This window comes from Nocardia sp. NPDC056100 (assembly GCF_042266325.1).
In the GTDB taxonomy this organism is placed as follows: domain Bacteria; phylum Actinomycetota; class Actinomycetes; order Mycobacteriales; family Mycobacteriaceae; genus Nocardia.
In genome coordinates this window covers 419,723-445,356 of record NZ_JBHJVY010000004.1, presented here as the reverse complement: position 1 = coordinate 445,356, position 25,634 = coordinate 419,723, and the positions used below count along the sequence as shown (strand labels likewise).

The window sequence follows — 25,634 nt, the reverse complement described above, 5'->3', positions numbered from 1 at the left end:
GCCATGAGCGATTCGCCCCTGCCGCGCGGCATCGGTGCGCCGGCGACCCGAGCCCTCACCGCTGCGGGCTATTCGCGGCTCGAACAACTCGCGGGAGTGCCCGAGGCCGAACTGCTGGCCCTGCACGGCGTCGGACCCAAGGCGATTCGCCTGCTGGGTGCGGCGCTCGCGGAGCAGGGCCTGGCATTCGGCTGATCCAGCGAATCAGGCGACGAAGCCGCGTTCGATAATGGCCGCGGTGTCGACGCCGGTGGGCAGCGTGCCGAAGGCGATGCCCCAGTCGCCGCCGAATCGGGTGGCGCAGAAGGCATCCGCCACGGCGGGGTTGCCGTGCCGGACGAGCTGGGAGCCCTGCAGTACCAGCGCCATCTGCTCGACGACCCGGCGCGCGCGGTATTCGATATCGGCGAGATCGGTGAGTTCCTTGCCGATGCGGTCGATGGCGGTATCCAGGGCGGCGTTCGCGCCGCGCGCCAGCGACACCTCGTCGAAGTACGCCTGTACGCTCTCGGGCTGACGGGCCATGGCGCGCAACGCGTCCAGGGCCGCCACATTGCCCGAGCCCTCCCAGATGGACATGAGCGGGGCCTCGCGGTAGAGGCGGGGCAGGCCCGACTCCTCCACATATCCGTTGCCGCCCAGGCATTCCAGGGCTTCGGCGGCGTGCGCGGGGGCGCGCTTGCACACCCAGTACTTGGTGATCGCCAAGGCGATGCGCCGGAACGCGGCCTCGGATTCGTCACCTGCGGCGGCGCGATCGGTGGCACCGGCCAGCCGCATCATGACGGTGGTGGCGGCATCGGATTCGACCACCAGATCGGACAGCACATTACGCATGGCGGGCTGATCGATCAGGTTGGCCCCGAACGCCTTTCGATGCCGGGCATGGTGCACCGCGAAAGCCACGCCCGCGCGCATACCGGTGGCGGAGCCGATCACGCAGTCCAGGCGGGTCATATTGACCATTTCGATAATGGTCTTCACGCCCGCGCCCTCCGCGCCGACCAGCCAGCCGATGGCGTTCTCGTATTCGATCTCCGAGGACGCGTTGGACTTATTGCCCAGCTTGTCCTTGAGGCGTTGCAGCCGAAGGGTATTGCGCGAACCGTCCGGCAGCACGCGCGGCAGCAGGAAACAGGAGAGCCCGCCCGGCGCCTGCGCGAGGGTCAGGAACATATCCGACATGGGCGCGGAGGTGAACCACTTGTGGCCCACGATGCGGTACGTGCCGTCGGAAAGCGGTGTGGCAGTGGTGGTATTGGCGCGGACGTCGGAGCCGCCCTGCTTCTCGGTCATCGACATACCGGCGATCAGACCGGCTTTCGAGGACGGCTCACGCAGCCCGTAGTCGTATTCGCGCGAGGCCAGCAGCGGTTCGAAGCGCGCGGACAGCTCCGGATTGTGCCGCAGCGCGGGCACCACCGCGTAGGTCATGGAGATCGGGCACATATGCCCGGCGTCGGCCACACCCCAGGTGTAGAACTTGGCCGCGCGCGCCACATGCGCGCCGGACCGTTCGTCCTGCCACGGTGAGCCGTGCAGGCCATGCGCCACAGCGACTTTCATCAGATCGTGCCAGTGCGGGTGGAATTCCACCTCGTCCACGCGATTGCCGAACCGGTCGTGGGTGTGCAGCACGGGCGGGTACGCGTTGGCGAGCCGTCCCCACTCCTGCGCCTCGACACCGCCTGCGAGCGCGCCGAGTTCGCGCACTTCGGCCTCGGCCCAGCCCGCGCCCTCGCGATGCAGCCCCTCGATGAGCGCGGGGTTGCGCGAATTGTCGAACGGCACGATGTCCGGGGCCTGGTTGAACACATCATGCGTATGCATGCGAGGACTCCTTATTCCTGGGGCACGCCGAGCGCGCGCAGCGCGAAGGCGACGAGTTCGGGCACCACCGATTCACTCTCCAACTGTTCGGCGAGCGGTCCGACCAGCACTTCACCGATCGCGCCGACCAGCGCGGTGGCACTGGTGCGCGGATCCTGCGGCGGCAGTTGACCACTGGCCACGCCCTCGGCCACCGCGGCTTCGAAGGTCTCCGCGAAGGCACGGCGGAAGCGCAACCGCTCCGCGTCGACGGCGGCGTCCACCGGCTCCGCGAGGAGTACGTAGGCCAATTTGGGGTTCTTCAGCGCGCGTCCGGCGAAGGTTTCGACGGCGGCGATGACCCGCTGCCGAGCCGACCTGAGGTCGGGATCAGCGGCGATGGCGGTGATCGACCCGCCGTCCGCGGTGTCGGCATCGGCTCGGGTGCTGCTCGCACCACCCGCCGCGGCCACTTCCGCGACCTCCCGGGTGACCACCTCACGGAAGACGGCGGTGACCAATTCGGCTTTGCCGCTGAAGGTTTTGTAGACGGTGCCGGTGGCGACACCCGCTTCGGCGGCGACCGCCGCCATGGACAGTCCGGCGAAGCCGTCGCGGGAGAGCACCGTCATGGCGGCCCGCACGATCGATCCGGCCTGGGCATCGAGGCGGGCCTGTACGGCGGGGGTTCTGCGGTAGGCCACGCAAGAAGTGAACCACTGATTCATTTCTTTGCGCAAGACCTGTTCGCCGCCCGTATTTACGGCGTATGGTCGAGCCCGTGAGCGTACGAGTCGAACGCAATGGCCCCGTGACCACCGTGATCCTGCACCGCCCCGAGGCCCGCAATGCCGTCGACGGACCCACCGCCCAGGCCCTGGCCGACGCCTTCCGCGACTTCGACGCCGATCCCGACGCGGCGGTCGCGGTGCTCTGGGGCGACGGCGGCACCTTCTGCGCCGGAGCCGACCTGAAGGGGCTCGGCACCGAACGCTCCAATGTCGTCACCGAGGACGGCGACGGCCCCATGGGCCCCACCCGCATGATCCTGTCCAAACCGGTCATCGCCGCGGTCTCCGGCTACGCGGTCGCGGGCGGACTGGAACTCGCGCTCTGGTGCGATCTGCGAATCGCGGAGCAGGACAGCACCTTCGGCGTTTTCTGCCGCCGCTGGGGCGTCCCGCTCATCGACGGCGGCACCGTCCGGCTGCCGCGCATCATCGGCCACGGCCGCGCCATGGACCTGATCCTCACCGGCCGCGCCGTCTCCGCCACCGAGGCGCTGCAGATCGGCCTGGCCACCCAGGTGGTGCCGAACGGCGAATCCCGCCGCGCCGCAGAGGAACTCGCCCTGCAACTCGCCGCCCTCCCGCAAACCTGCCTCCGCTCGGACCGCATGTCCGCCCTGGAACAGGACGGCCTGGACGAGCCGACCGCCATCACCAATGAACTCCGCCACGGCCTGAAAGCCCTGGCCGACGGCGCGCTGGAGGGCGCACAGCGCTTCGCCTCCGGCGCGGGACGGCACGGTCAGCCCAGCTGACTTCCCGGCGCGGGAAGCGCGTCCGAATCGGCTCATCGATACCGGCGAGCCGCCGATGGCCGCGGGCGGGCGGATCCGCGGCCCGGACCGGTACGCTGCGCTGCGATGGATCGGCTGAGCGTGGTGGACGAGATGTTCCTGCGCGCGCATCGGGGCATGGGTACCCCGATCGCGTTGCAGGGTCTTTGGCGTACCGCCGATCCGGTCGATCGGGAATTGCTGGCGCGGATTCACGCGGCCCTGCGGACCGGACCGCTGGGGCGGCGGGTGATCCGATCCCGGGTGCCGGGAGCGCGGCCGCGCTGGCAGACCACCGAGTGGGCGCATCCGCCCGCACTCACGGAGACTGCGATTCCCGCTGCGGCACTGCTGGATTGGGCCGACGCACAGGGCGACGACCTCGACCCGGAGATCGGCCCGGGATGGCGGGTGTCCGCGACCGAACTGCTCGAGGGCGGCTGCGTGATGTCACTGACCTGCTCGCACGCCCTCGCCGACGGCCGCGCACTGACCCTGGCCATCGACCACGCACTGGCGGGCACCCCGCTGGCCGCACCCGTTGCGGGACATACGGATTGGGCCGATGCCCGCCGACAGTGGGCCACCGTCATCGGCGGCACCGCCCGCGCCCTGCGCCGAGGTTTGCCGAAACGCCCGGAACCCCCGCGCGATCGGACCGCACCGTGGTCCGATGGTCGTTCCGTGCCGGTCACCCGCAGTGCGATCACGCAGGTATCCGCCCGCGACTGGAATCGGGTCGCGGTCGCCCATGACGGCACCGCGAATAGCCTCTTCGTGCACATCATCGCGAATATGCTGTGGGACAGCGGTTTCCAGGAATCCACCATCACGGCCAGCCTCCCGGTCGACACCCGTGACGAACCGCGCGTCGACAATGACATGGCCATGACGGAAATCGTCATCACCCGCGACGACACCCCCGCCACCCTGCGCCGCAAGGCCCGCACCGCCTACGAACACCGCATGACCAGCCCCGGCGGCATCCCGGAGGAACTCCTCCAGGTCATCCCCGACCGCTGGGCCTACGCCCTGGCCAAGGGTGCGGGCGAACGAGACATCCTGTGCTCCAACATCGGCACCCTCCCCGACTCACTGCTGTCCCTCGGCCCGCACCCCTGCACCGGCGTCGCCGCCCGCGCCATCCACCCCGGCCTGCGCCCCGATCGCCTCCCCCGCACCCGCCTCTCCGGCTACCTCACCCGCATAGCCGACGCCTACACCCTCTCGGTAGTAAGCCTCGACCCCGACGCCGCCCAATCACCCGCCGCCCTGGCGGACAAGGCTTTGGCAGACCTCGGTCTCACCGGAACTCGCTGGTAGCTCCCCAAATCCACCGAGCCCCCCGTCATCCCGGCATGCTTTCGGCCGGGATCCACACCCGCGAATGAAGCCCGCCGCGTCAGAATCCCGCGCTCACGCTCTCCGCCGAACGCGCCCGAACATATTCCGGCACTTCGATTCCCGCCGCGAGGTCGGCTGAATCGATCGGGGCGTCCCACACCTGACGCAGTGGCAGCACGCCCGCCCAGGCCGCCCCGGCGGCGATATCGGACTCCTCGTCGCGGGGTCCGCCGGTGCGCATTTTCACCGACGCCTCGGTGAGGTCGAGGGCGAGCACCATGGTGGCGGCCATTTCCTTCTTGTTCGGTGAGCGCACCGCATCCCACGCACCGGGAGCCACGTGTTCCACGATCACGCGCAGGCCGTGCATGCGCTCCTCCGGATCGGTGAGTTCGACCGGGCGGGCGTGGATTACGGCCGACCGGTAGTTCATCGAGAAGTGCATGGCCGACCGCGCGTAGACCACGCCGTCGAGGTGCGTGACGGCCACGGATACGTCCCCGGTCATGGCGGCGCGCAGGTTGCCCGCACCGGTGGAGCCGTGCAGGTACAGCGTGTCCCCCTCGCGCCCATAGGTTGTGGGAATCACGACGGGGCTGCCGCCGAGCACCACGCCGAGGTGGCAGAGCAGCCCGGCGTCGAGCACCGCGTCGAGTTCGGCGCGGTCGGTGGCTCCGCGCTCCCTGGAGCGGTTGAGCGCACTGCGCGGGGTGGGTGACAATGGCGTCCGGGTGGCTGGCTCGGTCATACGTCCAGCATCGCGCGCGCATTGGCATTACTGAATATCCAATTCGAAGCAAGAATGAAAGACCACTTTTCGGGGGAGCACTCGTGCCGTTCACACTCGCGCATCCGGCCGCGGTGCTGCCGCTGGCTCGCAAGCTGTGGCTCCCCGGCCTGGTGGCGGGCAGTCTCGCTCCCGATATGCCGTATTACCTCCCGATCGGCGTGGATGGCGAGCTGACCCATTCACCCGTCGGGCTCCCGATCGATCTGCTGCTCGGAGTGGCCCTGCTCGCACTGGGCCGGATACTCCGCCGCCCGGTCCTGTCCCTGCTCGGCCGGTCGGCCGCGCCGAGCCGAACCAGCTGGTGGCGCGCCTGCGCCGCGATCTTGGTCGGCGCGCTGACTCATCTCGCCTGGGACGCGTTCACCCATACGGACGGTGTGGTGGTCCAGCACTGGGAGCCGATGCGCGAGTCCGTTATCGGCCCGCATCGCGTGTACAACGTCATCGGCTACCTCTCCTCCGTCGGCGGACTGCTCATACTCACCTGGTTCACCCTGCGCTGGTTCCGCCGCGCCGAGCCCGGACCGACAGCAGCGCAACGGAAATGGGTGGTCACGGGAATCGCGACGGCGGCGGCGATAGGTGCCGCCATCGCCGCCACCGACCCGGTCGTGGACATCAGCCTCTACGACTGCGTCCGACACCTGCTGGTCGGCGCAATGCGAGGCGCGGCACTACTTTTCATCGCCTGGGTAGTGCTCGTCACCGTAAGCGACTGGCGCAAGCGGCGTTTCGCGACTCGGCCCGATCGAAACACCGTCACCGTGCCGGAGTGAACCAACTCGGTTCCGTAAACACCTGCACACCAGAAGATTCCACAGTCATCCACAGCTGCCGTTCGGCACCCCAATGGATTTCGTTGTACACACCCGCTGTGGATCGCGCGGCCGCACCGCGCTCGAACCGCGAAACACCGCCCCGCGCTCGAACCAGACCACCCTCGGCAGTGGCAAGCTGAACCCGACTGGATTCCGGACAACGGGGAGACCACTTTCATGACGGAGGCGGGCAAAAACCGTGCGGTGGTGGTCGACGACCTACCGCTGGTTGTCGACCGCGATTCGAGCGTGCCGCTCGCGGTGCAGGTCGCGGACGGTTTACGCGGTGCGGCGACCACCGGTGCGCTGCGCGGCGGAGATCGGCTGCCGTCCTCACGCGAGCTGGCCGCCCGCCTGGGCGTGAGCCGAACCGTGGTCACCGCCGCCTACGACCAATTGCACGCCGAGGGCTGGCTGAGCGGTCGGCACGGCTCCGGGACATACCTGACGGCCGCGCCGGAACCGGTGGCCGCGCAGGCCGCCACCGCCGAGCGGGCCGATCCGACCGTCGGACTCCTCGATCTGGGTGCGGGCGCACCCTGCGTGGAGGTGATCGATCCGGCTGCCTGGCGACGGGCCTGGCGCGCGGTCGCGGATCGAAATCCGTTGGTGCGCAGGGACCGTGCCGGGGAACCGGACTATCACGCGGCGGTGGCGGAGCATCTGCTCCGGCATCGCGGGCTGGTGGCCGGGAGCGGCAGCGTAGTGCTGGCGACGGCCGGAACCAGTACGGCGGTCGGCGAACTGGCGGCCGCCCTGCTGCGTCCCGGCGATGTGGCCGCCATCGAGGATCCCGGATATTCGCGGGCCGCGGGGGCCTTCCAGGCCGCGGGCATTCGCCTGGTACCGGTCCCGGTGGATGCCGACGGATTGCGGGTCGATCAACTGCCGCTGGATGCCAAAATGGTGTATTGCACTCCGGCACACCAGTTTCCGATGGGCGCGCGCATGCCCGCCGCCCGCCGCATCGAACTCGTCGAATTCGCCCGGCGCACCGGCGCTCTCATTATCGAGGACGACTACGACGGCGAATTGCGCTATGACACCTCACCTTTGCCGCTGCTGGCGGCCCTGGCCCCGGAATTGGTCGTGCACCTGGGCACCACCAGCAAGATCCTCACCCCGACCCTCGGCGTGGGCTGGCTGGTGGCGGCCCCGGCCGTGACCGACGCGATCCGCGCGCATCGCGAACTGACCGGCACCGGCCCGTCACCCGCCGGTCAGCAGGTGGTGGCGGAATTCGCCCGCAATGGCGATCTGGCCCGGCATCTGCGCCGGTTGCGCCGCGAGATGCCGCCGCGCCGCGCACTCGTCGCCGAGGAATTGCGCCGCCGCGGCCTGGAGGTGCGCGGTGACGACGCGGGCTCCCATCTGCTGGTACCGCTGGCGACGGCCGCCCAGGAGGAGGCCGTGGTGGCCGCGGCGGCGCAGGCGGGGGTCTACCTCGACGGGCTGGGCCGCTACACCCGCGGCCCGCGCCAGAACTTCGGTATCGCGCTCGGCTATGCCGCCCTGTCCCGGGTTGAACTCCCGGTCGCGGTGCGGTTGGCCGGGGATGCGCTGGCGCACGTCGTACAGTGGAGCCCATGAGCGAACAGGACATCCTCGCGCGCATCAAAACCCTGGTTGACCAGGAACACGAGCTCCGCACCAAGAACACGCAGGGCGAGATCGACCCGGAGACCGAACGCCGTCAGCTCGCCGAGCTCGAGGTCGCCCTCGATCAGTGCTGGGACCTGCTGCGGCAGCGCCGCGCCCGCCTCGACCAGGGCCGCAATCCGGAGGAGGCGCAGTCCAACTCCGCCCGCCAGGTAGAGGGCTATCTGCAGTAGCCCGAGGGTGGAGCTGGCCGAATTTCGCGGTCGGCGCACCCGCGCACCCCGCTACCATCGGTTGATGGTGGCAACAGTCGATATCAAAACCGCGGACGGCGTCGTGCGCGGTTCCCAGGGCCGCCGCGTGTCACGCTGGCGGTCCATTCCTTTCGCGGCTCCCCCGGTGGGCGAACTCCGTTTCCGGGCGCCGCAGCCCGTGCAACCGTGGAGCGGGGTGCGGGACGCCACCCAATTCGGTTTCGCCGCAATGCAACACCGGCGCGGTGCGCAGATCGGGGCGCGGCAGCAGCAGCCGACGGGTGAGGACTGCCTGACGCTCAATGTCACCGCGCCCAACGCGCCTTCGTCCACACCGCGCCCGGTCATGGTGTTCATTCACGGCGGCGGCTACTTCATCGGCACCTCCGCGCTGGGCCTGTATTCGGGTGCGCGGCTGGCGGTGCGCGGTGATGTGATCGTGGTGTCGATGAACTATCGGCTGGGCGCGTTCGGGTATGTCGATTTCAGCGAATACTCCACCGCCACCGCACAATTCGACACCAACCTGGGCCTGCGCGATCAGGTGGCGGCGCTGGAATGGGTGCGGCGCAATATCGCCGCGTTCGGTGGCGATCCGGGCAATGTCACCATTTTCGGTGAATCCGCCGGGGCGCACGCGGTGCTCGCGCTGATGGCCGCGCCCGCCGCCGCGGGACTGTTCCATCGGGGCATCGCGCAGAGTCCGCCCGCGGACTGGGGGCCGTCGCAGGCCGATGCCAAACTGTTCGCACAGCGCTGTCTGGCCAAACTCGGCGCGGATTCCGGCACGGCGGCCGAAGCGCTGCTCAGCGCGCGGCCCAATGACATTCGCCGCGCGGTGGATCGCGCGGTCAACGAGGTGATGCGGAATCAGCCCGGCATCTTCCCGGCCGCACCCGAGATAGACGGCGATTTCCTACCGCAATCCATTCCGGATGCCTTCACCAGCGGGAACGCGCATCGAGTGCCGCTGATCATCGGCACCAACCGCGATGAGGGCACGCTCTTCGTGCGCTTCGACGACACCCTGCCCACCACGCCCGAACGCCTGCACTGGGTGCTGAAGCAGGTGGGCGGCGATGCCGAATCCCGGGTCACCGCGGCCTATCCGGGCTTCCCGGACCGCAAGACGACGGTGCGCATGGGCGGCGATTTCACCTTCTGGCGGCCGTCGCTCGAGGTCATGGCGGGTCACAGCCGATTCGCGCCGACGTACGCCTATCGCTACGACTTCGCCCCGCGCACCATGCAACTCGCGGGTTTCGGCGCGACGCACGCCCTGGATCTGATCCCGGTCTTCGGTGCGACGACCACGCCGGTCGGCCGGGCGCTCACCGCCGCCGGTGGCGGCCGCGGCTTCCGCGCGGTTTCCCGTCAGTTCCAAGACAATTGGCTGTCCTTCGCCCGCACCGGCGCACCCCTGCCGAACTGGCCCGCCTATACCGAGGACCGCCGCGCCACCATGATCATCGACTACCCGTCGCGAGTCGAGAACGACCCCGAACGCGCGAAACGCCTTGCCTGGCAGGGAGTTCACCTGCCCGCGCTGGTTTAGCCGACCTTCGATACCGCCGAATCATCCGGGTGATTCGGCGGTGTCACTCGACCGGCCGCGAATCTACTTGAGCAGCCGCGACATTCGCCGGTCGGCGAGAATCTTGCCGCCGGTCTGACAGGTGGCACAGTACTGAAAAGACTTGTCCGCGAACGCGACTTCGCGCACGATATCGCCGCAGACCGGACAGGGCAGACCGGTGCGCCCGTGCACCTGCATCCCGGATCGCTTCTCCCCCTTGAGGCGTGCGGCATCCTGCCCCACCGAGCGCGCGATGGCATCGGCCAGAATCTCGCGCATGGTGGCGTACAACCGCGCCACCTGCTCCTGATCCAGCGTCGAGGAATTGGCGAAGGGCGAGAGCTTGGCGGTGTGCAGGATCTCGTCCGAATAGGCATTGCCGATTCCGGCGATCAACGTCTGATCGGTGAGCGCGTTCTTGATCCGCTGCGTCGTGCCCTTCAGGATCTCCGCGAATTCCGGCTCCCCCACCACCATGGCATCGGGTCCGAGCCGGGCGATACTCGGCACCAACTGCGGATCCGGCACGATCCACACCGCCAGCCGCTTCTTGGTCCCCGCCTCGGTGAGATCGAACGCGGGCGTATCCCCCTCCGGTGTGAAGAAATGCACCCGCAGCGCGAGCGGCCCCTTCCCCGGTTTGGGCGGTGTCGCGGACGGATCGTCGAGCCACCGCAACCAACCCCCGCGCGACAGATGCGTGATCAACCACAGCCCATCGCAGTCGAGCCCGAGATGTTTGCCCCAGTGTCCCGCCCCGGTGACATCCCGCCCCGATAGCGCGGTCGCCGGTGGATCGAAGGTCTTCAGCACGCTCAGCGCCGCGATATCGACCCGTCCCACGACCGCACCCACCGCATGCGCGCTCAAAAACTGCTCGAGCGCCACAATCTCTGGTAGCTCAGGCACCCCCGCAGCCTACCGACCTCCACCGACACCCGCAGTGGTCACACGCGCGACCGCAGCGATGCGGCGGCGAAACGTCGGTGGGTATCGGTAACGTCCGGTCTGTGGAAATTGGGGAACGTATCGAAGAGCTCGCGGGCCGGATTGTGGCGCTGCGCGATTCCTACTATCAGGGCTCGCCGCTGGTCGCGGACGCCGAATACGACGCGATCGAGGATGAGCTACGGGGGCTGATCGCGGCGCATCCGGAGCTGACGCCCGATCCGAATCCGCTGGATCAGGTGGGCGCGCCGTCGGTGCTGCACGCCCCGGTGCGGCATGCGCGGCCGATGCTGTCGCTGGAGAAGGCGACCAAGCCGGAGCAGGTGGTGGCGTTCTTCGATCGCTTCCCCGGGCAGTCCGTGGTGGTGATGCCCAAGCTCGACGGGCTGTCGCTGTCCCTGGTTTATGAAGACGGCAGGCTGGCGCGGGCGGTGACCCGCGGTGACGGCACCACCGGTGATGATGTGACCCCGCTGGTGCGTGCCCTGGTCGACGGCGTTCCCGAGAAGATCGACGCGCAGGGGCGGGTGGAGGTGCGCGGTGAGGCGGTGATGCTGCGTTCGACCTTCACCGCCTACAACGTGGCGCATCCGGACAAGCCGCTGATCAATCCGCGCAACGCCGCCGCGGGCACGCTGCGCGCGAAGGATCCCGCGACCGTGGCCGAGCGACGCCTGCAATTCTTCGGCTTCGACCTCGATACCGAAACCGATGACGCCGCGGTCGATCTGGAGGAGGGCCTGCGCGCGCTCGGCATCGCCGGTGCGCAGATGCGGCACTGTGATGACGCCGAACAGGCGCAGGCCGCGATCACCGCGATCGAGCAGGGCCGCAATGATCTGGACTACGACCTGGACGGCGCGGTGCTGCGGCTGGCCGATCGAGATGCCTACGCGGCGGCGGGAACCCGATCGAATTCGCCGCGCGGCGCGCTCGCGTTCAAGTTCGCCGCCGAGGAGAAGACCACCCTGCTGCGCGAGGTCATCTGGGATGTCGGCAAGACCGGCAAGATCGTACCGGTGGCCTGGCTGGAACCGGTTTTCGTGGGCGGCACCACGGTCACCAAGGCGACGCTCGCCAATCAGGAGGTGATTCGCGCCCGCGATATCAAGGTCGGTGACACGGTGCTGGTGCGCCGCGCGGGCGATGTCATCCCGTTCGTCGCGGGCGTGCTCGACGCCGCCAAGCGCACGGGTGCGGAGATCGAGATCGTTCCCCCGACCGTCTGCCCGTCCTGCGGGCAGCCGGTGACCGAACAGGGCAATAGCCGAGAACTGTTCTGCACCAACGTTTCCTGCCCCGCGCAGACCGTGCGGCGGCTCATCCACTGGGCATCGCGCGCGGCCGCGGACATCGATGCCATCGGCGGGGTGTGGATCGAACGCCTCGCGGAGGCGGGCGATCTGGAGAACCCGTCGGATTTCTACACCCTGACCAAGGAGCGCCTGCTCGAATTCGACCGCGTCGGTGAGGTTTCCGCGCAGCGCATGATCGATTCCATCGATGCCAGCCGCGAGGTCGGCCTGCGCCGCGCCCTGATCGGCCTGGCCATTCCCATGGCCTCGGACGGCACCGCCGCCCGCCTGGCCCGATCCGGATTCGGCTCCCTGGAGGAGGTCGCCGACTCCGATGAGGAGCGCCTGGTGGCGGTCGAGGATATCGGCCCCAAGGTCGCGGCCTCGCTGGTCGCCCACCTCACCCGGCTGCGCCCGGAACTGGATCGCCTGCGCGGACTCGGCGTCAATCTCGATGTGCGCGAAGAGGATCTGCCCCCGGTCGTCGCCGCGGGCGCACCCCTGGCGGGCAAGACCGTGGTGATCACCGGCGCGATCGCCGACCCCCGCTCCGGCGAGAAGGTAGCCCGCCCGACCTTCCAGCGCCTCTGCGAAAAGGCCGGTGCCACAGCGGCTTCCTCGGTCTCGGCGAACACCGACATGCTCATCACCGGCGCGGGCGTCGGTGACAGCAAGCTGGCCAAGGCCGAGAAACTCGGCGTGGAAGTCGTCGACCAGGGCGAGATCTGGAACCTGCTGATCGAGGCCAAGGTCGTCTAGCGGCGCAGCGTGGTCGCATGCTGCATGCCGGAGAGCTTCTCCGGATTGCGCATGTAGTAGAGACCGACCACGTGGTCACCATCGACGCGCAGTGACATGACACCGTCGAGCTCACCGTCCAGGTGCAATGCCAGCGCCGGATTGCCATTGGCCACAATGGGTTCGACGGTGAGCACGGCGGTGGATCTGCCGATACCGCCCACGATGAACCGGGACACGTTCTCGAAGCCGATGACGGGCCGCAGCGCCGCCTGCTTGAAGCCGCCGCCATCGCTCAACAGCACCACGTCCGGTGCGAGCACCTCGAGCAGACCCTGCGGGTTCCCGGTTTCCAGCGCCTGCCGGAACGATTCCAGCGCCGCCCGGGTCTGACTCGGGGACGCGACCGCTCGCGGGCGGCGGGCCTGCACATGTTCCCGGGCGCGATGCGCGATCTGCCGCACGGCGGCGGGGGTCTTGCCGACCGCCTCCGCGATTTCGTCATGCCCGATATCGAAGACCTCGCGCAGTACGAAGACCACGCGCTCGGTGGGCGACAGGGTTTCCAGAACCAGCAGCAGCGCGGTCGAAACGCTCTCGGCGAGTTCGACATCCAGCGCCACATCCGGTGTGGTCAACAGTGGCTCGGGCAGCCACGGCCCGACATAGGACTCCCGGCGGCGGCTCAGCGTGCGCAGCCGGTTGAGCGCCTGCCTGGTGGTGATGCGCACCAGGTAGGCGCGTTGATCGAGCACCTGCCCCAGATCCACCTCGGCCCAGCGGAGCCAGGTCTCCTGCACGATGTCCTCGGCGTCGGCGGCCGAACCGAGCATTTCGTAGGCGACGGTGAAGAGCAGATTGCGGTGCGCGACGAAGGCCGCGGTGGCCGGATCGGTGACGGGGTCGCGCACAGCGGAGTCCTTCTTCGAGGTCGATCAGAAGGGCGCGATACCGAAGCGCCCCACCACAATGAACACGGCGAGCGCGAGGTAGATCAAGTTCAGCACCACCACGGGCCCGTCGTGGTGCCGCTGGTGGGTGATGATCGCGCCGATCATGAGCGCGATCCAGCAGACCGCGGTCACCGGCACCATTACCGGTGCGATATCGAGCACCGCGGGCAGGATCAGTCCGACGGCGGCGAGAATCTCGACCAGTCCGAGCGCCTTGACCGCCCCGGCGCTGACGCCCGCGGTCCATTCCCCGCCCGGGGCTTCGGCCAGTTTCGCCTGCGGCATGACGGTTTTGATCGTGCCGCTCATCAGGGCGACGAAGGCCAGCAGGCCGGTGGCGATCCACAGTGCGACGTTCATGGCGTTTCTCCTCTTTCGGGGTGTTCGGGCACAAGACACCGCGTCGCTGAGCGCTGTGACAGCGGGTGAGCCAGATCACTCGAATCGGAGAAACGGCAGTTCAGACCTCGGCGTCGCGGCGGGCGGCGTCCAGGAGGGTGTCGAGCAGCCCCGGGAAGCGGGCGTCGAGGTCGTCGCGGCGCAGGGATTGGAAGGTTTCGCGGCCGCAGGGGCGTTGCCAGATGAGACCGGCATCGCGCAGCACGCGGTAGTGGTGGGTCAGATTGGACTTGGGAACTCCGTCGATGATCGAACCGCAGGTGTGTTCGCCGCCGTCCTGCAACGCCTGCACGATTTGCAGCCGGAGCGGATTCCCCACGGCGGCAAGGACGTTCGCGAGTTGGATCTGCGATCGTTCCGGATGTGCCGTCATCATGGCCCCAGAATACCTCCACTGTTGACAAACAGTTGAACTGTACGTAAGTCTTTGAACAATTCAACAGTAGGAGGATTCGCCATGTCAGCCAACGGTTCCCGGTTCGACGGCAAGATCGCGCTCATTACCGGCGGCAGCAGCGGAATGGGCCTGGCCACCGCGCGGCGGCTACTGGACGAGGGCGCGAGCGTGGTCGTCACGGGGCGGGACAAGGCGCGGCTCGATGCCGCCGTCGAGCAGTTGAATGCCGGGGACCGAGTGCTCGCGGTACCGGGTGACGCCGCGAACATCGCCGATCTGGAGCTGCTCGCCGACGCGATCGCCGACCGCTTCGGCCGCCTCGACGTGGTCTTCGCGAACGCGGGAATCGGTGCGTTCCAAGCCTTCACCGATGTCACCGAGGCCGAATACCACCGCGTACTGGACATCAATTTCAAGAGCGTCTTCTTCACCATTCAGAAGACGCTGCCGCTGCTCGCCGACAACGGCTCGATCGTGATCAACGCGTCCTTCGCACTGCACCGCGGCAGTCCGGGCGCGGCGCTCTACTCGGCGACCAAGGCGGCCGTGCACAATCTGGCCCGCACCCTGGCATCGGAGCTGTCCCCGCGCGGTATCCGGGTCAATTCGGTGAGCCCCGGGTACACCGCCACCCCGGCCTTCTTCGCCGAGGCGTCGCCCGAGATCCAGGCATCGGTCACGGTGGGAGTGCCCGCCGCGCGCCTGGGCACCTCCGAGGATGTCGCGGCGGCGGTCGCCTTCCTGGCCTCGGCGGAAGCCTCCTACATCACCGCACAGGATCTGCTCGTCGACGGCGGCCTGATCACCGCGACCTCGGCGGCGCAGATCTAGCCGCGAGACACAGCCTCGGTCGCGCCGCTCAACCGTCGCATCCGCTCAGCCGTTGCGCCGCAGTGCGTAGATATCCATGATCCAGCCCTTGGATTCGCGCAGCGCGGCGCGGCGGCGGGTGATGCGACCCTCCACGATGCGCAACGGGCCCTCGATGATCGCCTCATCGGGCATGCCCAGGTACGCGCCCCACCAGATGTAGATGTCATCACCGGGAACCTGCGTGAACGAACAGTCCCCGTCCAGCATCACCAGCGTGGATTGCCCTGCGACCAAACCCTCTTCGCGCAATCGCCGCCCGGTGGTGATGTGCAGCGGTTCCCCGATCTCGTGCAGCACCATGCGATGCGCGGCGGCCAGCGCCTGCACGCTGGTGATACCCGGAATCACCTCGTAGTCGAAGCCGATCCGCCCGCGCTCGAGCACCCGTTCGACCACGCGCAGCGTGCTGTCGTACAGCGAGGGATCGCCCCACACCAGAATCGCGCCCACGCCTTCGGTTTCCGCGAAGGCCTGTTCCAGCAGTCCGGCCCGCGCCTCGTGCCAGTCCTCGACGACCCCGCGATACGCGCTGTCCGCGCCGACCCCGGGCACGCTGCGATCACGCGGCGGATCGAGCACCTGCACCACCCGGTGCGGCTGATCCGCGTATTCGGCCAGGATGGTCGCCCGGACATCCTCGAGTTCCCGCTTCTCGGCCCCTTTGCCGATCACGAAGAACACGTCCGCGCGGCGCATGGCCTTGACGGCCTGCACCGTCACCTGGTCCGGATCACCGGCGCCGATTCCGATCACATAGAGCTTGCGCACAGCGCCACAGCATGCCAGGCGGGAAGGGTGTCATACGCGAGGGCGGGGCGTGCGTAAGGTTGGCAAGCGTGGACAGCGCCTCTCTAGACCCCCAGAGCATCGCCCCGCATGACACCCAATACGAGGATCTGCTGCGGCTGGTGCTGGATTCCGGCACCCCGAAAGCGGATCGCACGGGTACCGGTACCCGCAGTATTTTCGGGCATCAGCTGCGCTATGACCTGTCCGAAAGCTTTCCGCTGATCACCACCAAGAAGGTGCATCTCAAATCCATCGTCTACGAGTTGCTGTGGTTCCTGCGCGGCGATTCGAATGTGAAGTGGTTGCAGGACCACGGGGTCAGCATCTGGGACGAATGGGCCGACGCCGATGGTGATCTGGGCCCGGTCTACGGCGTGCAGTGGCGGTCCTGGCCGACGCCGGACGGCACCCATATCGATCAGATCTCGCAGGTGCTGCAAACCCTGCGCACCGATCCGGATTCGCGGCGGATGATCGTATCGGCGTGGAACGTGGCCGATTTGGACAAGATGGCGCTGGCCCCGTGCCACGCGTTCTTCCAGTTCTACGTGGCCGACGGCAAACTCTCCTGCCAGCTGTATCAGCGCAGCGCGGACCTGTTCCTGGGCGTGCCGTTCAATATCGCGAGTTATGCGCTGCTGACCCTGATGGTGGCGCAGCAGACCGAATTGCAGCCCGGCGAATTCATCTGGACCGGCGGCGATGTGCACATCTACGACAATCACCTCACGCAGGTGCGGGAACAGCTGACCCGCGAACCGTATCCGTTCCCGGCCCTGCGTCTGCGCCCCGCGCCGACGCTGTTCGACTACGCCTACGAGGATGTGGAAATCCAGGGCTACCAACACCATCCGGCCATCAAGGCCGCGGTGGCGGTGTGAGCAGACGGGTCGGGCTGATCTGGGCCCAAACCCCGGACGGGGTAATCGGTTTGGACAACACCATTCCCTGGCGGGTGCCCGAGGATATGGCGCATTTCAAGGAAGTCACCTGGGGTCATCCCGTGGTGATGGGACGGCGCACCTGGGATTCGCTGCCCGAGCGTTTCCGCCCCCTGGACGGTCGCCGCAATATCGTGGTGACCCGGCAAACGGATTGGGCCGCATCGGGAGCCGAACGCGCGGGTTCCCTCGAGGAGGCACTGGAAGCGAGCGGCGACGGTCCGGTGTGGGTAATGGGCGGCGGCGAGATCTACCGTGCCGCAATGCCTTTCGCCACCGAACTGATGGTCACCGAGGTGGACGCGAAGATCGAGGGCGATTGCTACGCCCCCGCCATCGGCCCGGAATGGTCCGCAGCACCGGAGCCGTGGCGCGAATCGGCGAAGGGTCCGCGTTTCCGCTTCCGGCGGTATCACCGATAACGCACGCATTCCACCTCTGCCAATTCCTGCAACGAACGGCCCAATCTGCCGGTCGCTCCGGAAGTAGTCCGGCATACTCACGGATACTCCGGCGAAAGGCAGTCCATGGACAAGAAGTCGCTGACCGCGGTCGCTCGTCAGCAGCTCAAGCTGGCCGCGACCGCATCGAGCGGACGCAGTTCGCTCACCATCTACGGCGGGCACGCGCACAGCCTGCGCCAGACGGTGATCGCCATGACCGCCGGGCAGAGCCTGGCGGAGCACGAGAACCCGGGTGAGGCCACCATGGTGGTGCTCAGCGGGGTGCTGTCGTTGATCAGCGGTACGAACGAATGGAAGGGTTCGGCCGGCGATCTGCTGGTGATCCCGAACGCGCGGCACAGCGTGAAGGCCATCGACGATGTGGCGTTCCTGCTCACGGTGGCCAAGTGACCGACGGCACCCGGCCCCGCCACTGATGCCGCGACCTGGCGGTACCGTGCGGGTTTGCGGCTATCGGGCAGACACGGGGCAACCGGGCGGGCGGTCCGTCGGCCCGGCGCTCTAGGCTTGAGCGCATGGGTGAGCCGCAGCCAATCCTCGACCCGCTTACGCCCGCCGCTATCTTTCTCGTCGCCACGATCGACGAGGGTGGCGAGGCGGCGGTACGCGACCTGCTCGCAGATCTGCCCGGATTGCGCCGATCCATCGGCTTCCGGGTGCCGGGTTCCGGACTGGCCTGCAATACCAGTATCGGTTCGGATGCCTGGGATCGTCTTTTCGCCGGTGCGAAACCGGCTGAGCTGCACGAGTTTCCGGGATACGTGGGCGATAAGCATCAGGCCCCCGTCACCCCGGGTGATCTGCTGTTCCACATCAAGGCCGAAAACCAGGACGCCTGTTTCGAATTGGCGATGGCCATCGGCGACCGGCTGGCCGGTGCGGGGGCGATCGTCGATCAGACGGTCGGCTTCCGGTATTTCGAACAGCGCGATCTGCTCGGATTCGTGGACGGCACAGAGAATCCCGAGGGTCAGCTGGCCGTAGCCTCCGCGCTGGTCGGTGACGAGGATGCCGAATTCGCCGGTGGCAGTTATGTGATCGTGCAGAAGTATCTGCACAATCTCGGCGATTGGAAGGCGCTCTCGGTCGAGGAGCAGGAGCGGGTTATCGGCCGCACCAAACTCGACGACTATGAGCTCTCCGATGCCGACAAGCCCGCGAATTCGCATGTGGCCGTGAACGATCAGGATGACAACGGCACCGTCATGCGCGCCAATATGCCGTTCGGCAGCGTCAAGGACGGCGAGTTCGGCACCTATTACATCGCGTATTCGGCCACCCCCGCGGTCACCGAGTTGATGCTCGAGCGCATGTTCCTGGGCACCGATGAGGCCGCCTACGACCGCATCCTCGATTTCTCCACGGCAATAACGGGTACCTCGTTCTTCGCGCCACCCCTGGCGTTCTTCGACGCGCTGCCGGACGCACCCGCGCCCGCGGCCGTGGCAGACCGGGAATCACCGGCAACCAATGGTGTTGTCTCCCACGATGGTTCCCTCGGAATCGGCACGTTGAAAAGGAGCTGAAGCATGAACAACCTCCACCGGGAACTCGCGCCGATAACCTCTTCCGCCTGGACGGCGATCGAAGAGGAAGCGACGCGAACCTTCAAGCGGCATATCGCCGGTCGGCGCGTGGTCGATGTATCCGGCCCGCACGGTCCGGACTACTCCGCGGTCGGCGTGGGCCGCACCGCCGAGATCACCGCCCCCGCCGACGGGGTGCAGGCGCGCCAGCGTGTGGTGGTGCCGCTGGTGGAGCTGCGGGTGCCGTTCACGCTGTCCCGCGATGAGCTCGACAATGTGGAGCGCGGGGCCAAGGACACCGATCTGGACGCGGTGAAGGAGGCGGCCAAGCGCATCGCCTTCGCCGAGGACCGGGCGCTGTTCGAGGGCTATCCGGCCGCCGGGATCGTCGGCATCCGGGCCAGCACCTCGTGCGAGCCGGTCAAACTGCCCGGTGATCCGAAGCTGGCTCCCGAGGCGGTCACCCAGGCGCTGAGCAAGCTGCGGCTGGCGGGCGTGGACGGGCCGTATTCGGTGCTGCTGTCGGCCGATCTGTACACGGCGGTCAGCGAGACCTCCGATCACGGTCATCCGATCCGCACCCATATCGAGCGGCTCATCGACGGTGAGATCATCTGGGCCCCGGCGATCGACGGCGCGTTCGTACTCTCCACCCGCGGTGGCGATTTCGATCTCCAGATCGGCCAGGACCTGTCCATCGGCTACCTCTCGCACGACGCGGAATCGGTGCAGCTCTACTTCCAGGAGAGCCTGACCTTCCTCGTCTACACCGCCGAAGCAGCCGTCGCCCTGGAGGCGTGAGCGAGAAAGACGAATGGCCCCGTGCGCGAAACGCGCACGGGGCCGACCGCTTTTTGCGGCGGGTAGCTCGGGGAGGCCCGACCGCGCTATTCCGGGTACCGTGACGCGCAGCACATGAGGTGGAGGCGCGGGATGACGATGGTGCGGGCCGGGGTGGTGCCGGGACGGCGGGCCGCCTGGTACGGGGTGGCCGGGGTGCTGGTCACCGCGGGGATCTGCGGGATCGTGGTCGGGTTGTTCGGGGTGAATCGGGTGTTCACCGGTTTGCTGCTGGGCGTCGCGGCGGGGATTTCGCTGCTGTTCCTGTTGTTCGGGCGCGACGGCGTGGTGCTGACCGATCAGTCGATCGTGCGGCGCACGCCGTGGAGCGCCTCGACGCTGGCCTGGGATCGGGTGGTGGCGGGCCGGTTCGCGCTCGATGAGAACGCGCGCTGGTCGCTGGCACTGGACCTCAATGACGGTGACGAGCCGCATCACGAACTGGTGCTGCTGTCCATCCCGCCGGTGGTGAAGCCCGTCGGCAGCGCCTATGACATGCGTAAACGCGAGCAGGTCAATGAGATTCGCGGCATGCTGCGCAGTAAGCGCATTCCGATCACCGTACTGCCGGAGATCGCCGACGCGCTCACCGTGCACTGGCGTTTGGCCCCGCCGACGCGCTGAATCGCGCCTCGGTAGGGTCGATGCCGTGATTCGCACAGCGGCACTGGCCTATATCCGGGATCGTCGTCTGCTGCAGACCAGGTCCACCGGTAAGGACGTCTTCTACATGGCGGGCGGCAAGATCGATCCGGGTGAGACCCCGGAGTCGGCGCTGCACCGCGAGATTCGCGAGGAACTGGGCGTCGGCGCGGTCCAGGTCGCCGAACTCGGAATCTTCGAGGCGGAGGCGTACGGGCACGCGCCCGGCACCCGCCTGCATATGACCTGTTTCCTCGGTGAGCTCACCGAGGAGCCGCGGCCGTCCGGGGAGATCGCGGAGCTGCGCTATTTCACCGTCGCCGAATACCGGGCGATGGATCATGTCGCGCCGGGTTCACTCCTGGTCTTTCAGCGGCTGCACGCCCTCGGCCTGATCGACGCCTGATTCGGCACTGTCGGTGTCGCTGTCGGTCAGCGCGTCCGGCGAGCGGTAGGGAATGCGGGTGGCCGCGGCCAAGCCGATCAACAGGAACAGCGCCGCCGCAAGCAGAGTGGTGCGGGTGGCGTCGGTGAAGCCGCGTTCCAGCGCGTCCAGCACCGCGGCCGCGCCGTCGTGATCGCGCACCCCGGAGATCGCGCCGCCCGCGGATTCCCGGGTGGCGGTGGCGAGGGTGTCGGCGGCGCTTGCGGGCAGATCCTTGACGTCGTCGAGCCGTTTCGGCAGATCATTGCCCAGCGCCACCGAGAGCAGCGCGCCGATCACCGCGATACCGAAGGCGGAGCCGACCTGTCGCACGGTGCTCTGCGTCGCCGAGCCCTGACCGGAATTGGCGGGCGGCACATCGGCGAGCACGATTCCGGTCAATTGCGCCGAGGCCATACCCAATCCGATGCCGTAGCCGATCAGCAGCACCGCCAGCCACCAGCCGGAGATGTGCGGGGTGACGAACAGCGCCGCCAGCGCGATCGCGATCGCCTCGAAGGCCAGACCGAGCCGCACCACCCGCACCGGCCCGACCTTGCGCACGATGCCCTCGGCGATGCCCGCCGCCAGGAAGGCGCCGACCGCCATCGCCGCGAGTACGAAACCCGCACCGAGCGTGGAGAATCCGAGCACGTTCACCATGAAAAGCGGTAGTACGAACAGCAATCCGAATTCACCGAGCGATACCGCGAACGCGGTGAGATTGCCCCATCGAAAGCTGGGGATCAGGAACAACTTCGGATCCAGCAGCGCCGAACGCCCGATCAGATTGCGATGCTGCTCCCAGCGGATGAACAGCACCAGCGCCAGCACCCCGAGCGCGATGAACACCGGAATCGGCGAGATCCACGCGGTCTCGGACCAGTGGAAGCCTGGCATCGGGAACTCGCGCAGCGGTTTCCACCAGCCATAGGTCTGGCCTTCGATGAGCGCGAATACCAGCAGCGCGAAACCGGCGGCGCTGAGCAGGAATCCGTCCACATCGAGCCCGGGCGCGGCCTTGCCCATGCGCGTCTCCGGCACGAACAGGAACAGTCCGATGAGCACCACCGCGCCGAGCGGGATATTGACCAGGAAGATCCACGGCCAGGTGAACGAGGTGGTGAGCCAACCGCCGAGCAGCGGTCCGATGGCCGCCACACCGGAGATGACCGAACCCCACACCGCGAAGGCGATGACCCGGTCCCGGCCGCGGAACAGCGCGTTCATGGTGGCCAGGGTGCCCGGCATGACACCGGCCGCGCCGATGCCCTGTACGACGCGTCCCCAGAGCAGCGGCCAGGCGCTGGTCGCCGAGGCCGAGAGCACGCTGCCGATCAGGAAGATCAGCACGCCGAGGGCGAACATATTGCGCCGCCCGAAGCGGTCGCCGAGTCGCCCGGCGGTGATCAGCAGTGCGGCCAGCACCACCGCGTAGATGCTGGTAACCCATTGCGCCTGGGTGAAATTCAAACTCAGCTGATCGATGATGACCGGCAGTGAGACCGAGACGATGGTGCCGTCCAGCACCACCATGGAGAGCCCGAGCGCCAGTACACCGAGCGTGATCCATTTCTTGCGACCCAGGTCCAGCTGCATTTCCGTCATCCGTCGCTCCCGCCGCGCATGGGACAGCCGTCCGAAAAATCGGTATCTCGCAGTAGCCATCGAGGTGCCGCATGGCCGTTGATAAGTGTATGTGCAACCCGTTGGACAGCGGCCCAAGGTGACGAGACGGTTACCTGTTTCCGGAAAATAGCCAGTTCAGAGCACTGTCAATGACCGAAGTAGACCGGGTAACTGCGGCGCGGCGAGCAACGAGACGATCGATGCCGAATATTTGCCACTGCGTTCAGGGGGCTGACGCCGGGCAGGGCGGACACCCGCGTCGCCGACCGGATCACCAGGACCGAACCGGGACAGCGCATGTCCGAATCGGATACGTTTGAGGGCGTGTCGATGATGAAGGGTTCCAACGTTCCGGTGGCGGCGTCCGCGGTTCGGGTCGAGCTGGGGTGGCAGTCGGGTCCAGGCGTTCCGGACGCCGATGCTTCGGCGCTTTTGCTATCCGGCGGCCGGGTCCGCTCGGACAGTGATTTCGTCTTCTACAACCAGCCGCAGCACGGGTCCGGCGCGGTCCGGCACGAAGGTAAGCGACAGGGGCCGACGATCGTCGACGCGCTGTCGGTGAATCTGGGGCAGGTGGAGCCGCAGATCGAGACCATCGTCATCGCCGCCTCCGCCGACGGCGGCACCTTCGCCCAATTGCCCGGTCTGCACGTGCGTTTGGTGGATGCGAGCAGCGGCGCCGAGGTGGCGCGCTTCGATCCCACCGACGCCTCCTCCGAGACCGCCTATGTGCTCGGCGAGCTGTACCGCCGCCAGGGCGCCTGGAAGTTCCGCGCGGTCGGTCAGGGCTACGCGACCGGATTGGCCGGGCTGGCAACCGATTTCGGCATCTCCGTCGATGACGCGCCCGCGCAGTCGTCCGCACCGCAGCCGTCCTTCGGCACGCCCCCGCCCGCCGCGCCGTCGCAGGCGACTCCGCCGCCGCCGGTGCCGCCGCAGACTCCCCCGCCGCCCTATGGCGCACCGCCGCAGCAGACCGGCGCACCCCAGCCGAATTACGCTGCGCCGGGCCAGAATCCACCGCCGTACGGCGCACCCACCCCGGATCAGCAGCCGTATGGCGCACCGGGTCAGAATCAGCAGTTCGGCGCACCGGGTCAGTACCCGCCGCCGCCCGGGCAGTACCCGCCGCCCGGTGGCTATGCCCCGCAGCCGGGCCAGTACCCGGACCCGGCCGGACAGTATCCGCCTGGCGGTCAGCAGCAGGGTTATCCGCCCGCCGGTCAGTATCCGCCGCAGCCGGGGCAGTATCCGGATCCGGCCGGGCAGTACCCGCCCGGTGGTCAGTACCCGCCGCCCGGCGGATATCAGCCGCCGCAGCAGCCGCCGTATCCCGCACCGCCGAACCCGTATCAGTCCGGCGGGAACCAGATTCCGCCGTATCAGCAGGGTGGCGCGCCGGTGCCGCCGTTCCAGCCGGGCGGGAACCAGCCGCCGCCCCCGCCGTATCAGGGCGCGAATCCGGTTCCGCCGCAGCAGTTCCAGCAGGGTCCCGGTAGTGCGGAGCCCAAGGTGAATCTGGGCAAGATCTCGCTCACCAAGGAGGCCCCGGCGGTCTCGCTGACCAAGCAGGGCGCGACCGGCGGCATCATGCGGGTCAATCTGAATTGGTCGGTGCCGGGTGCGTCGAGCGGGCTGTTCGGCCGCAAGCGCGGCGGCAATGGCGGCCTGGACCTGGATCTGTGCTGCTTCTGGGAGCTCACCGATGGTTCCAAGGGCTGCATCAGCCCGCTGGACACCATGGGCAATCTGCATCGCGCGCCGTTCATCGAACTGGATCAGGACGATCGCACGGGCGCGAGCCAGGGCGGCGAGAACCTGTCCATCAATCTGGACAACACCGCGCAGTTCCGCCGGATCCTGGTGTTCGCCTCGCTGTACGAGGGCGCGGAGGATTTCCGGGGCGTGCACGCCACCGCGACGCTCTACCCGCGCAATTCCCCGCCCATCGAGATGGAGGTCAGCGGCTGCGTCGACGACTCCCGCGAAATGGTGCTGGCGCTGATCGAGAATGTGAACGGCGAGTTGGTGGTTCGCCGCGAGGGCGTCTTCGTGCGCCCGCCGGACGGCCACCGCTTCTGGGGCAAACTCGCGGTGGATCAGGCGTACCGCTGGGAACTCAAGTGGGGCACCTCGAAGGGCAAGTCCTGAATCAGGACCACCACTTCGTCATCCCGGCGCGCTTTTGGCCGGGATACACACCGGTCCGATGGATCCCGGCCAAAAACATGCCGGGATGACGGAGAGCTCAGCCGAGTTCGATTGCAGCTGAGCGGGTCTCACCTAAATCGCCCGAGAAACCGAGTAGCCGGAGCATGGCGTCGGGGATGAGCCGCTCGGCGTACTCCGGCGGCGCGCCCTCGTCGGATCGGATATTGATGACCGATTCGACGAGCCGGAACGGCAGCAGGTCCGCGCCGGGCACCGTCGGGTTCCCGGCCTCGGAAATGACCGCGGCGGCCAGGATTTCGTAGTGCCGGCGCAGTTCGTCGCGCCGTGCCCGGAAGGCGGCGAAGCGTTCGCTGCGCAATTCCGGTAGCAGGTACAGCGCCCCCAGATTCCAGCGTGCGGCGCACAGCTGGTCCACGTCGAATCGAGCCAGCGCGTAGAGCCGCACGGCGGCGGGTGCGTCCGTGATGGCCAGGCGTTCGGCCAGTTCCAGCGGTCCGGTGATGGTTTCGCCGAGCAGCGCGTCGAGGATGTCGTCCTTGGACGCGAAGTGGTGGTACAGCGATGCCTGCCGAATGCCGACGGCATCGGCGATGGCGCGGGTCGAGGTGCTGCCGTAACCGTTGCCGGTGAACAGTTCGGCTGCCGCGTCGAGGATCTCGGCGCGCGGCGTCTGCCCTGCCCTGCGGCGGGGTTCCAGGCGGGGACGTCCAGGTCCGAGTTGGGTCACGCGGTTCATTCTGTCCTACCGCGCCGATGTGAGGTTTCTGTCACTCGATAGAAATACCGGCAATGCAGAAGTTACGGCGGGCCATCCGCCGGATACATCGGCGTCACCGGGCGAGCGATCGGGATT

The 25,634-nt window shown here is 67.8% G+C and carries 27 protein-coding genes; 17 read left to right on the top strand and 10 right to left on the bottom strand.

Features of this window, described 5'->3' with window-relative positions:
- Nucleotides 1–3 precede the first annotated feature (3 nt).
- On the top strand, nucleotides 4–195 hold the full coding sequence (locus ACFC0O_RS32375) for a DNA-binding protein (RefSeq protein ID WP_375964634.1): 192 nt from the start codon (nucleotides 4–6) through the stop codon (nucleotides 193–195).
- Between the two features lie 9 nt (nucleotides 196–204).
- Here the strand turns inward: ACFC0O_RS32375 and ACFC0O_RS32370 are convergent, their stop codons facing one another.
- Together ACFC0O_RS32370 and ACFC0O_RS32365 are read right to left on the bottom strand one after the other, a co-directional pair.
- Nucleotides 205–1,830, bottom strand: a complete 1,626-nt coding sequence (locus ACFC0O_RS32370) for an isovaleryl-CoA dehydrogenase (protein WP_375964632.1) — start codon at nucleotides 1,828–1,830, stop codon at nucleotides 205–207.
- An 11-nt stretch (nucleotides 1,831–1,841) separates the two neighbouring features.
- On the bottom strand, nucleotides 1,842–2,513 hold the full coding sequence (locus ACFC0O_RS32365) for a TetR/AcrR family transcriptional regulator (RefSeq protein ID WP_375964629.1): 672 nt from the start codon (nucleotides 2,511–2,513) through the stop codon (nucleotides 1,842–1,844).
- A gap of 65 nt (nucleotides 2,514–2,578) precedes the next feature.
- On the opposite strand from ACFC0O_RS32365, the gene ACFC0O_RS32360 reads away from it, so the two are divergent.
- Together ACFC0O_RS32360 and ACFC0O_RS32355 are read left to right on the top strand one after the other, a co-directional pair.
- Nucleotides 2,579–3,352 (top strand): crotonase/enoyl-CoA hydratase family protein, encoded by a 774-nt coding sequence (locus ACFC0O_RS32360; RefSeq protein WP_375964627.1) that lies wholly within the window; start codon nucleotides 2,579–2,581, stop codon nucleotides 3,350–3,352.
- Nucleotides 3,353–3,457: 105 nt separating this feature from the next.
- The gene (locus tag ACFC0O_RS32355) at nucleotides 3,458–4,693 is read left to right on the top strand and encodes a hypothetical protein (protein ID WP_375964625.1); all 1,236 of its coding nucleotides are present in this window, start codon (nucleotides 3,458–3,460) and stop codon (nucleotides 4,691–4,693) included.
- Nucleotides 4,694–4,772: 79 nt separating this feature from the next.
- On the opposite strand, the gene ACFC0O_RS32350 is transcribed toward ACFC0O_RS32355, so the two are convergent.
- Nucleotides 4,773–5,462: a pyridoxamine 5'-phosphate oxidase family protein gene (locus ACFC0O_RS32350; protein ID WP_375964623.1), complete on the bottom strand. Its 690-nt coding sequence runs from the start codon at nucleotides 5,460–5,462 to the stop codon at nucleotides 4,773–4,775.
- Between the two features lie 83 nt (nucleotides 5,463–5,545).
- Between ACFC0O_RS32350 and ACFC0O_RS32345 the strand changes: the two genes are divergently transcribed.
- The 4 genes from ACFC0O_RS32345 to ACFC0O_RS32330 all read left to right on the top strand — a co-directional run bounded on the left by ACFC0O_RS32345 (nucleotide 5,546) and on the right by ACFC0O_RS32330 (nucleotide 9,730).
- The gene (locus tag ACFC0O_RS32345; RefSeq protein ID WP_375964620.1) at nucleotides 5,546–6,280 is read left to right on the top strand and encodes a DUF4184 family protein; all 735 of its coding nucleotides are present in this window, start codon (nucleotides 5,546–5,548) and stop codon (nucleotides 6,278–6,280) included.
- Nucleotides 6,281–6,499: 219 nt separating this feature from the next.
- Entirely contained in the window at nucleotides 6,500–7,912 is a 1,413-nt protein-coding gene (locus ACFC0O_RS32340; RefSeq protein ID WP_375964618.1) for a PLP-dependent aminotransferase family protein, read from the top strand.
- Nucleotides 7,909–8,154 carry a DUF2630 family protein gene (locus tag ACFC0O_RS32335; RefSeq protein ID WP_364642484.1) on the top strand — a complete coding sequence of 82 codons (246 nt, stop codon included), beginning with the start codon at nucleotides 7,909–7,911 and terminating at the stop codon, nucleotides 8,152–8,154. Before ACFC0O_RS32340 ends, ACFC0O_RS32335 begins: the two co-directional genes overlap by 4 nt.
- A gap of 64 nt (nucleotides 8,155–8,218) precedes the next feature.
- Nucleotides 8,219–9,730 carry a carboxylesterase/lipase family protein gene (locus tag ACFC0O_RS32330; RefSeq protein ID WP_375964616.1) on the top strand — a complete coding sequence of 504 codons (1,512 nt, stop codon included), beginning with the start codon at nucleotides 8,219–8,221 and terminating at the stop codon, nucleotides 9,728–9,730.
- 63 nt (nucleotides 9,731–9,793) lie between these two features.
- On the opposite strand, the gene ACFC0O_RS32325 is transcribed toward ACFC0O_RS32330, so the two are convergent.
- Nucleotides 9,794–10,660: a DNA-formamidopyrimidine glycosylase family protein gene (locus ACFC0O_RS32325; RefSeq protein WP_364642490.1), complete on the bottom strand. Its 867-nt coding sequence runs from the start codon at nucleotides 10,658–10,660 to the stop codon at nucleotides 9,794–9,796.
- Nucleotides 10,661–10,761: 101 nt separating this feature from the next.
- On the opposite strand from ACFC0O_RS32325, the gene ligA reads away from it, so the two are divergent.
- A complete protein-coding gene (gene ligA, locus ACFC0O_RS32320; RefSeq protein WP_375964613.1) occupies nucleotides 10,762–12,753 on the top strand; it encodes an NAD-dependent DNA ligase LigA in 1,992 nt (663 codons plus the stop codon).
- Here the strand turns inward: ligA and ACFC0O_RS32315 are convergent.
- The 3 genes from ACFC0O_RS32315 to ACFC0O_RS32305 all read right to left on the bottom strand — a co-directional run bounded on the left by ACFC0O_RS32315 (nucleotide 12,750) and on the right by ACFC0O_RS32305 (nucleotide 14,460).
- A complete protein-coding gene (locus ACFC0O_RS32315) occupies nucleotides 12,750–13,643 on the bottom strand; it encodes an RNA polymerase sigma-70 factor (RefSeq protein WP_375964611.1) in 894 nt (297 codons plus the stop codon). The genes ligA and ACFC0O_RS32315 overlap by 4 nt on opposite strands.
- A gap of 24 nt (nucleotides 13,644–13,667) precedes the next feature.
- Nucleotides 13,668–14,045 (bottom strand): DoxX family protein, encoded by a 378-nt coding sequence (locus tag ACFC0O_RS32310; protein WP_375964609.1) that lies wholly within the window; start codon nucleotides 14,043–14,045, stop codon nucleotides 13,668–13,670.
- A gap of 100 nt (nucleotides 14,046–14,145) precedes the next feature.
- Nucleotides 14,146–14,460, bottom strand: a complete 315-nt coding sequence (locus tag ACFC0O_RS32305; protein ID WP_364642502.1) for a helix-turn-helix transcriptional regulator — start codon at nucleotides 14,458–14,460, stop codon at nucleotides 14,146–14,148.
- 81 nt (nucleotides 14,461–14,541) lie between these two features.
- On the opposite strand from ACFC0O_RS32305, the gene ACFC0O_RS32300 reads away from it, so the two are divergent.
- Nucleotides 14,542–15,312 carry a glucose 1-dehydrogenase gene (locus tag ACFC0O_RS32300; protein WP_375964607.1) on the top strand — a complete coding sequence of 257 codons (771 nt, stop codon included), beginning with the start codon at nucleotides 14,542–14,544 and terminating at the stop codon, nucleotides 15,310–15,312.
- Nucleotides 15,313–15,357: 45 nt separating this feature from the next.
- Here ACFC0O_RS32300 and cobF read toward each other — a convergent pair whose 3' ends face one another.
- Nucleotides 15,358–16,122 (bottom strand): precorrin-6A synthase (deacetylating), encoded by a 765-nt coding sequence (gene cobF / locus ACFC0O_RS32295; protein WP_375964605.1) that lies wholly within the window; start codon nucleotides 16,120–16,122, stop codon nucleotides 15,358–15,360.
- 98 nt (nucleotides 16,123–16,220) lie between these two features.
- Between cobF and ACFC0O_RS32290 the strand changes: the two genes are divergently transcribed.
- From ACFC0O_RS32290 to ACFC0O_RS32260, 7 genes are all read left to right on the top strand, one after another.
- A complete protein-coding gene (locus ACFC0O_RS32290; RefSeq protein ID WP_364642979.1) occupies nucleotides 16,221–17,024 on the top strand; it encodes a thymidylate synthase in 804 nt (267 codons plus the stop codon).
- Complete coding sequence (locus ACFC0O_RS32285) at nucleotides 17,021–17,506, top strand: dihydrofolate reductase (protein WP_375964602.1); 486 nt, start codon at nucleotides 17,021–17,023, stop codon at nucleotides 17,504–17,506. The genes ACFC0O_RS32290 and ACFC0O_RS32285 overlap by 4 nt, the downstream gene beginning before the upstream one ends.
- 105 nt (nucleotides 17,507–17,611) lie before the next feature.
- Nucleotides 17,612–17,938 (top strand): cupin domain-containing protein, encoded by a 327-nt coding sequence (locus ACFC0O_RS32280; RefSeq protein ID WP_364642514.1) that lies wholly within the window; start codon nucleotides 17,612–17,614, stop codon nucleotides 17,936–17,938.
- Nucleotides 17,939–18,063: 125 nt separating this feature from the next.
- Nucleotides 18,064–19,074 carry a Dyp-type peroxidase gene (locus ACFC0O_RS32275; protein ID WP_375964599.1) on the top strand — a complete coding sequence of 337 codons (1,011 nt, stop codon included), beginning with the start codon at nucleotides 18,064–18,066 and terminating at the stop codon, nucleotides 19,072–19,074.
- Between the two features lie 3 nt (nucleotides 19,075–19,077).
- Complete coding sequence (locus tag ACFC0O_RS32270; RefSeq protein WP_375964596.1) at nucleotides 19,078–19,875, top strand: family 1 encapsulin nanocompartment shell protein; 798 nt, start codon at nucleotides 19,078–19,080, stop codon at nucleotides 19,873–19,875.
- 132 nt (nucleotides 19,876–20,007) lie between these two features.
- The gene (locus ACFC0O_RS32265) at nucleotides 20,008–20,538 is read left to right on the top strand and encodes a hypothetical protein (RefSeq protein WP_364642522.1); all 531 of its coding nucleotides are present in this window, start codon (nucleotides 20,008–20,010) and stop codon (nucleotides 20,536–20,538) included.
- 25 nt (nucleotides 20,539–20,563) lie between these two features.
- Nucleotides 20,564–20,962 carry an NUDIX domain-containing protein gene (locus ACFC0O_RS32260; RefSeq protein ID WP_364642525.1) on the top strand — a complete coding sequence of 133 codons (399 nt, stop codon included), beginning with the start codon at nucleotides 20,564–20,566 and terminating at the stop codon, nucleotides 20,960–20,962.
- Here the strand turns inward: ACFC0O_RS32260 and ACFC0O_RS32255 are convergent.
- Nucleotides 20,912–22,588, bottom strand: a complete 1,677-nt coding sequence (locus ACFC0O_RS32255) for an MFS transporter (RefSeq protein ID WP_375964594.1) — start codon at nucleotides 22,586–22,588, stop codon at nucleotides 20,912–20,914. The genes ACFC0O_RS32260 and ACFC0O_RS32255 overlap by 51 nt on opposite strands.
- 351 nt (nucleotides 22,589–22,939) lie before the next feature.
- Here ACFC0O_RS32255 and ACFC0O_RS32250 point away from each other — a divergent pair, with 351 nt between their 5' ends.
- Nucleotides 22,940–24,760: a TerD family protein gene (locus ACFC0O_RS32250; protein ID WP_375966378.1), complete on the top strand. Its 1,821-nt coding sequence runs from the start codon at nucleotides 22,940–22,942 to the stop codon at nucleotides 24,758–24,760.
- A gap of 97 nt (nucleotides 24,761–24,857) precedes the next feature.
- Here the strand turns inward: ACFC0O_RS32250 and ACFC0O_RS32245 are convergent, their stop codons facing one another.
- Nucleotides 24,858–25,508 carry a TetR/AcrR family transcriptional regulator gene (locus tag ACFC0O_RS32245; RefSeq protein ID WP_375964591.1) on the bottom strand — a complete coding sequence of 217 codons (651 nt, stop codon included), beginning with the start codon at nucleotides 25,506–25,508 and terminating at the stop codon, nucleotides 24,858–24,860.
- Nucleotides 25,509–25,634: the final 126 nt, after the last annotated feature.

What these genes read in the sequence shown, in the direction of transcription:
- ACFC0O_RS32270 (WP_375964596.1), top strand. Translation starts at nt 19,078, where the DNA reads ATGAACAACCTCCACCGGGAACTCGCGCCGATAACCTCTTCCGCCTGG.
- ACFC0O_RS32305 (WP_364642502.1), bottom strand. Translation starts at nt 14,460, where the DNA reads ATGATGACGGCACATCCGGAACGATCGCAGATCCAACTCGCGAACGTC.
- ACFC0O_RS32250 (WP_375966378.1), top strand. Translation starts at nt 22,940, where the DNA reads ATGATGAAGGGTTCCAACGTTCCGGTGGCGGCGTCCGCGGTTCGGGTC.
- ACFC0O_RS32255 (WP_375964594.1), bottom strand. Translation starts at nt 22,588, where the DNA reads ATGACGGAAATGCAGCTGGACCTGGGTCGCAAGAAATGGATCACGCTC.
- ACFC0O_RS32300 (WP_375964607.1), top strand. Translation starts at nt 14,542, where the DNA reads ATGTCAGCCAACGGTTCCCGGTTCGACGGCAAGATCGCGCTCATTACC.
- ACFC0O_RS32335 (WP_364642484.1), top strand. Translation starts at nt 7,909, where the DNA reads ATGAGCGAACAGGACATCCTCGCGCGCATCAAAACCCTGGTTGACCAG.
- ACFC0O_RS32280 (WP_364642514.1), top strand. Translation starts at nt 17,612, where the DNA reads ATGGACAAGAAGTCGCTGACCGCGGTCGCTCGTCAGCAGCTCAAGCTG.
- ACFC0O_RS32360 (WP_375964627.1), top strand. Translation starts at nt 2,579, where the DNA reads ATGGTCGAGCCCGTGAGCGTACGAGTCGAACGCAATGGCCCCGTGACC.
- ACFC0O_RS32370 (WP_375964632.1), bottom strand. Translation starts at nt 1,830, where the DNA reads ATGCATACGCATGATGTGTTCAACCAGGCCCCGGACATCGTGCCGTTC.
- ACFC0O_RS32265 (WP_364642522.1), top strand. Translation starts at nt 20,008, where the DNA reads ATGACGATGGTGCGGGCCGGGGTGGTGCCGGGACGGCGGGCCGCCTGG.
- ACFC0O_RS32275 (WP_375964599.1), top strand. Translation starts at nt 18,064, where the DNA reads ATGGGTGAGCCGCAGCCAATCCTCGACCCGCTTACGCCCGCCGCTATC.
- ACFC0O_RS32330 (WP_375964616.1), top strand. Translation starts at nt 8,219, where the DNA reads ATGGTGGCAACAGTCGATATCAAAACCGCGGACGGCGTCGTGCGCGGT.
- ACFC0O_RS32355 (WP_375964625.1), top strand. Translation starts at nt 3,458, where the DNA reads ATGGATCGGCTGAGCGTGGTGGACGAGATGTTCCTGCGCGCGCATCGG.
- ACFC0O_RS32350 (WP_375964623.1), bottom strand. Translation starts at nt 5,462, where the DNA reads ATGACCGAGCCAGCCACCCGGACGCCATTGTCACCCACCCCGCGCAGT.
- ACFC0O_RS32310 (WP_375964609.1), bottom strand. Translation starts at nt 14,045, where the DNA reads ATGAACGTCGCACTGTGGATCGCCACCGGCCTGCTGGCCTTCGTCGCC.
- ACFC0O_RS32340 (WP_375964618.1), top strand. Translation starts at nt 6,500, where the DNA reads ATGACGGAGGCGGGCAAAAACCGTGCGGTGGTGGTCGACGACCTACCG.
- ACFC0O_RS32375 (WP_375964634.1), top strand. Translation starts at nt 4, where the DNA reads ATGAGCGATTCGCCCCTGCCGCGCGGCATCGGTGCGCCGGCGACCCGA.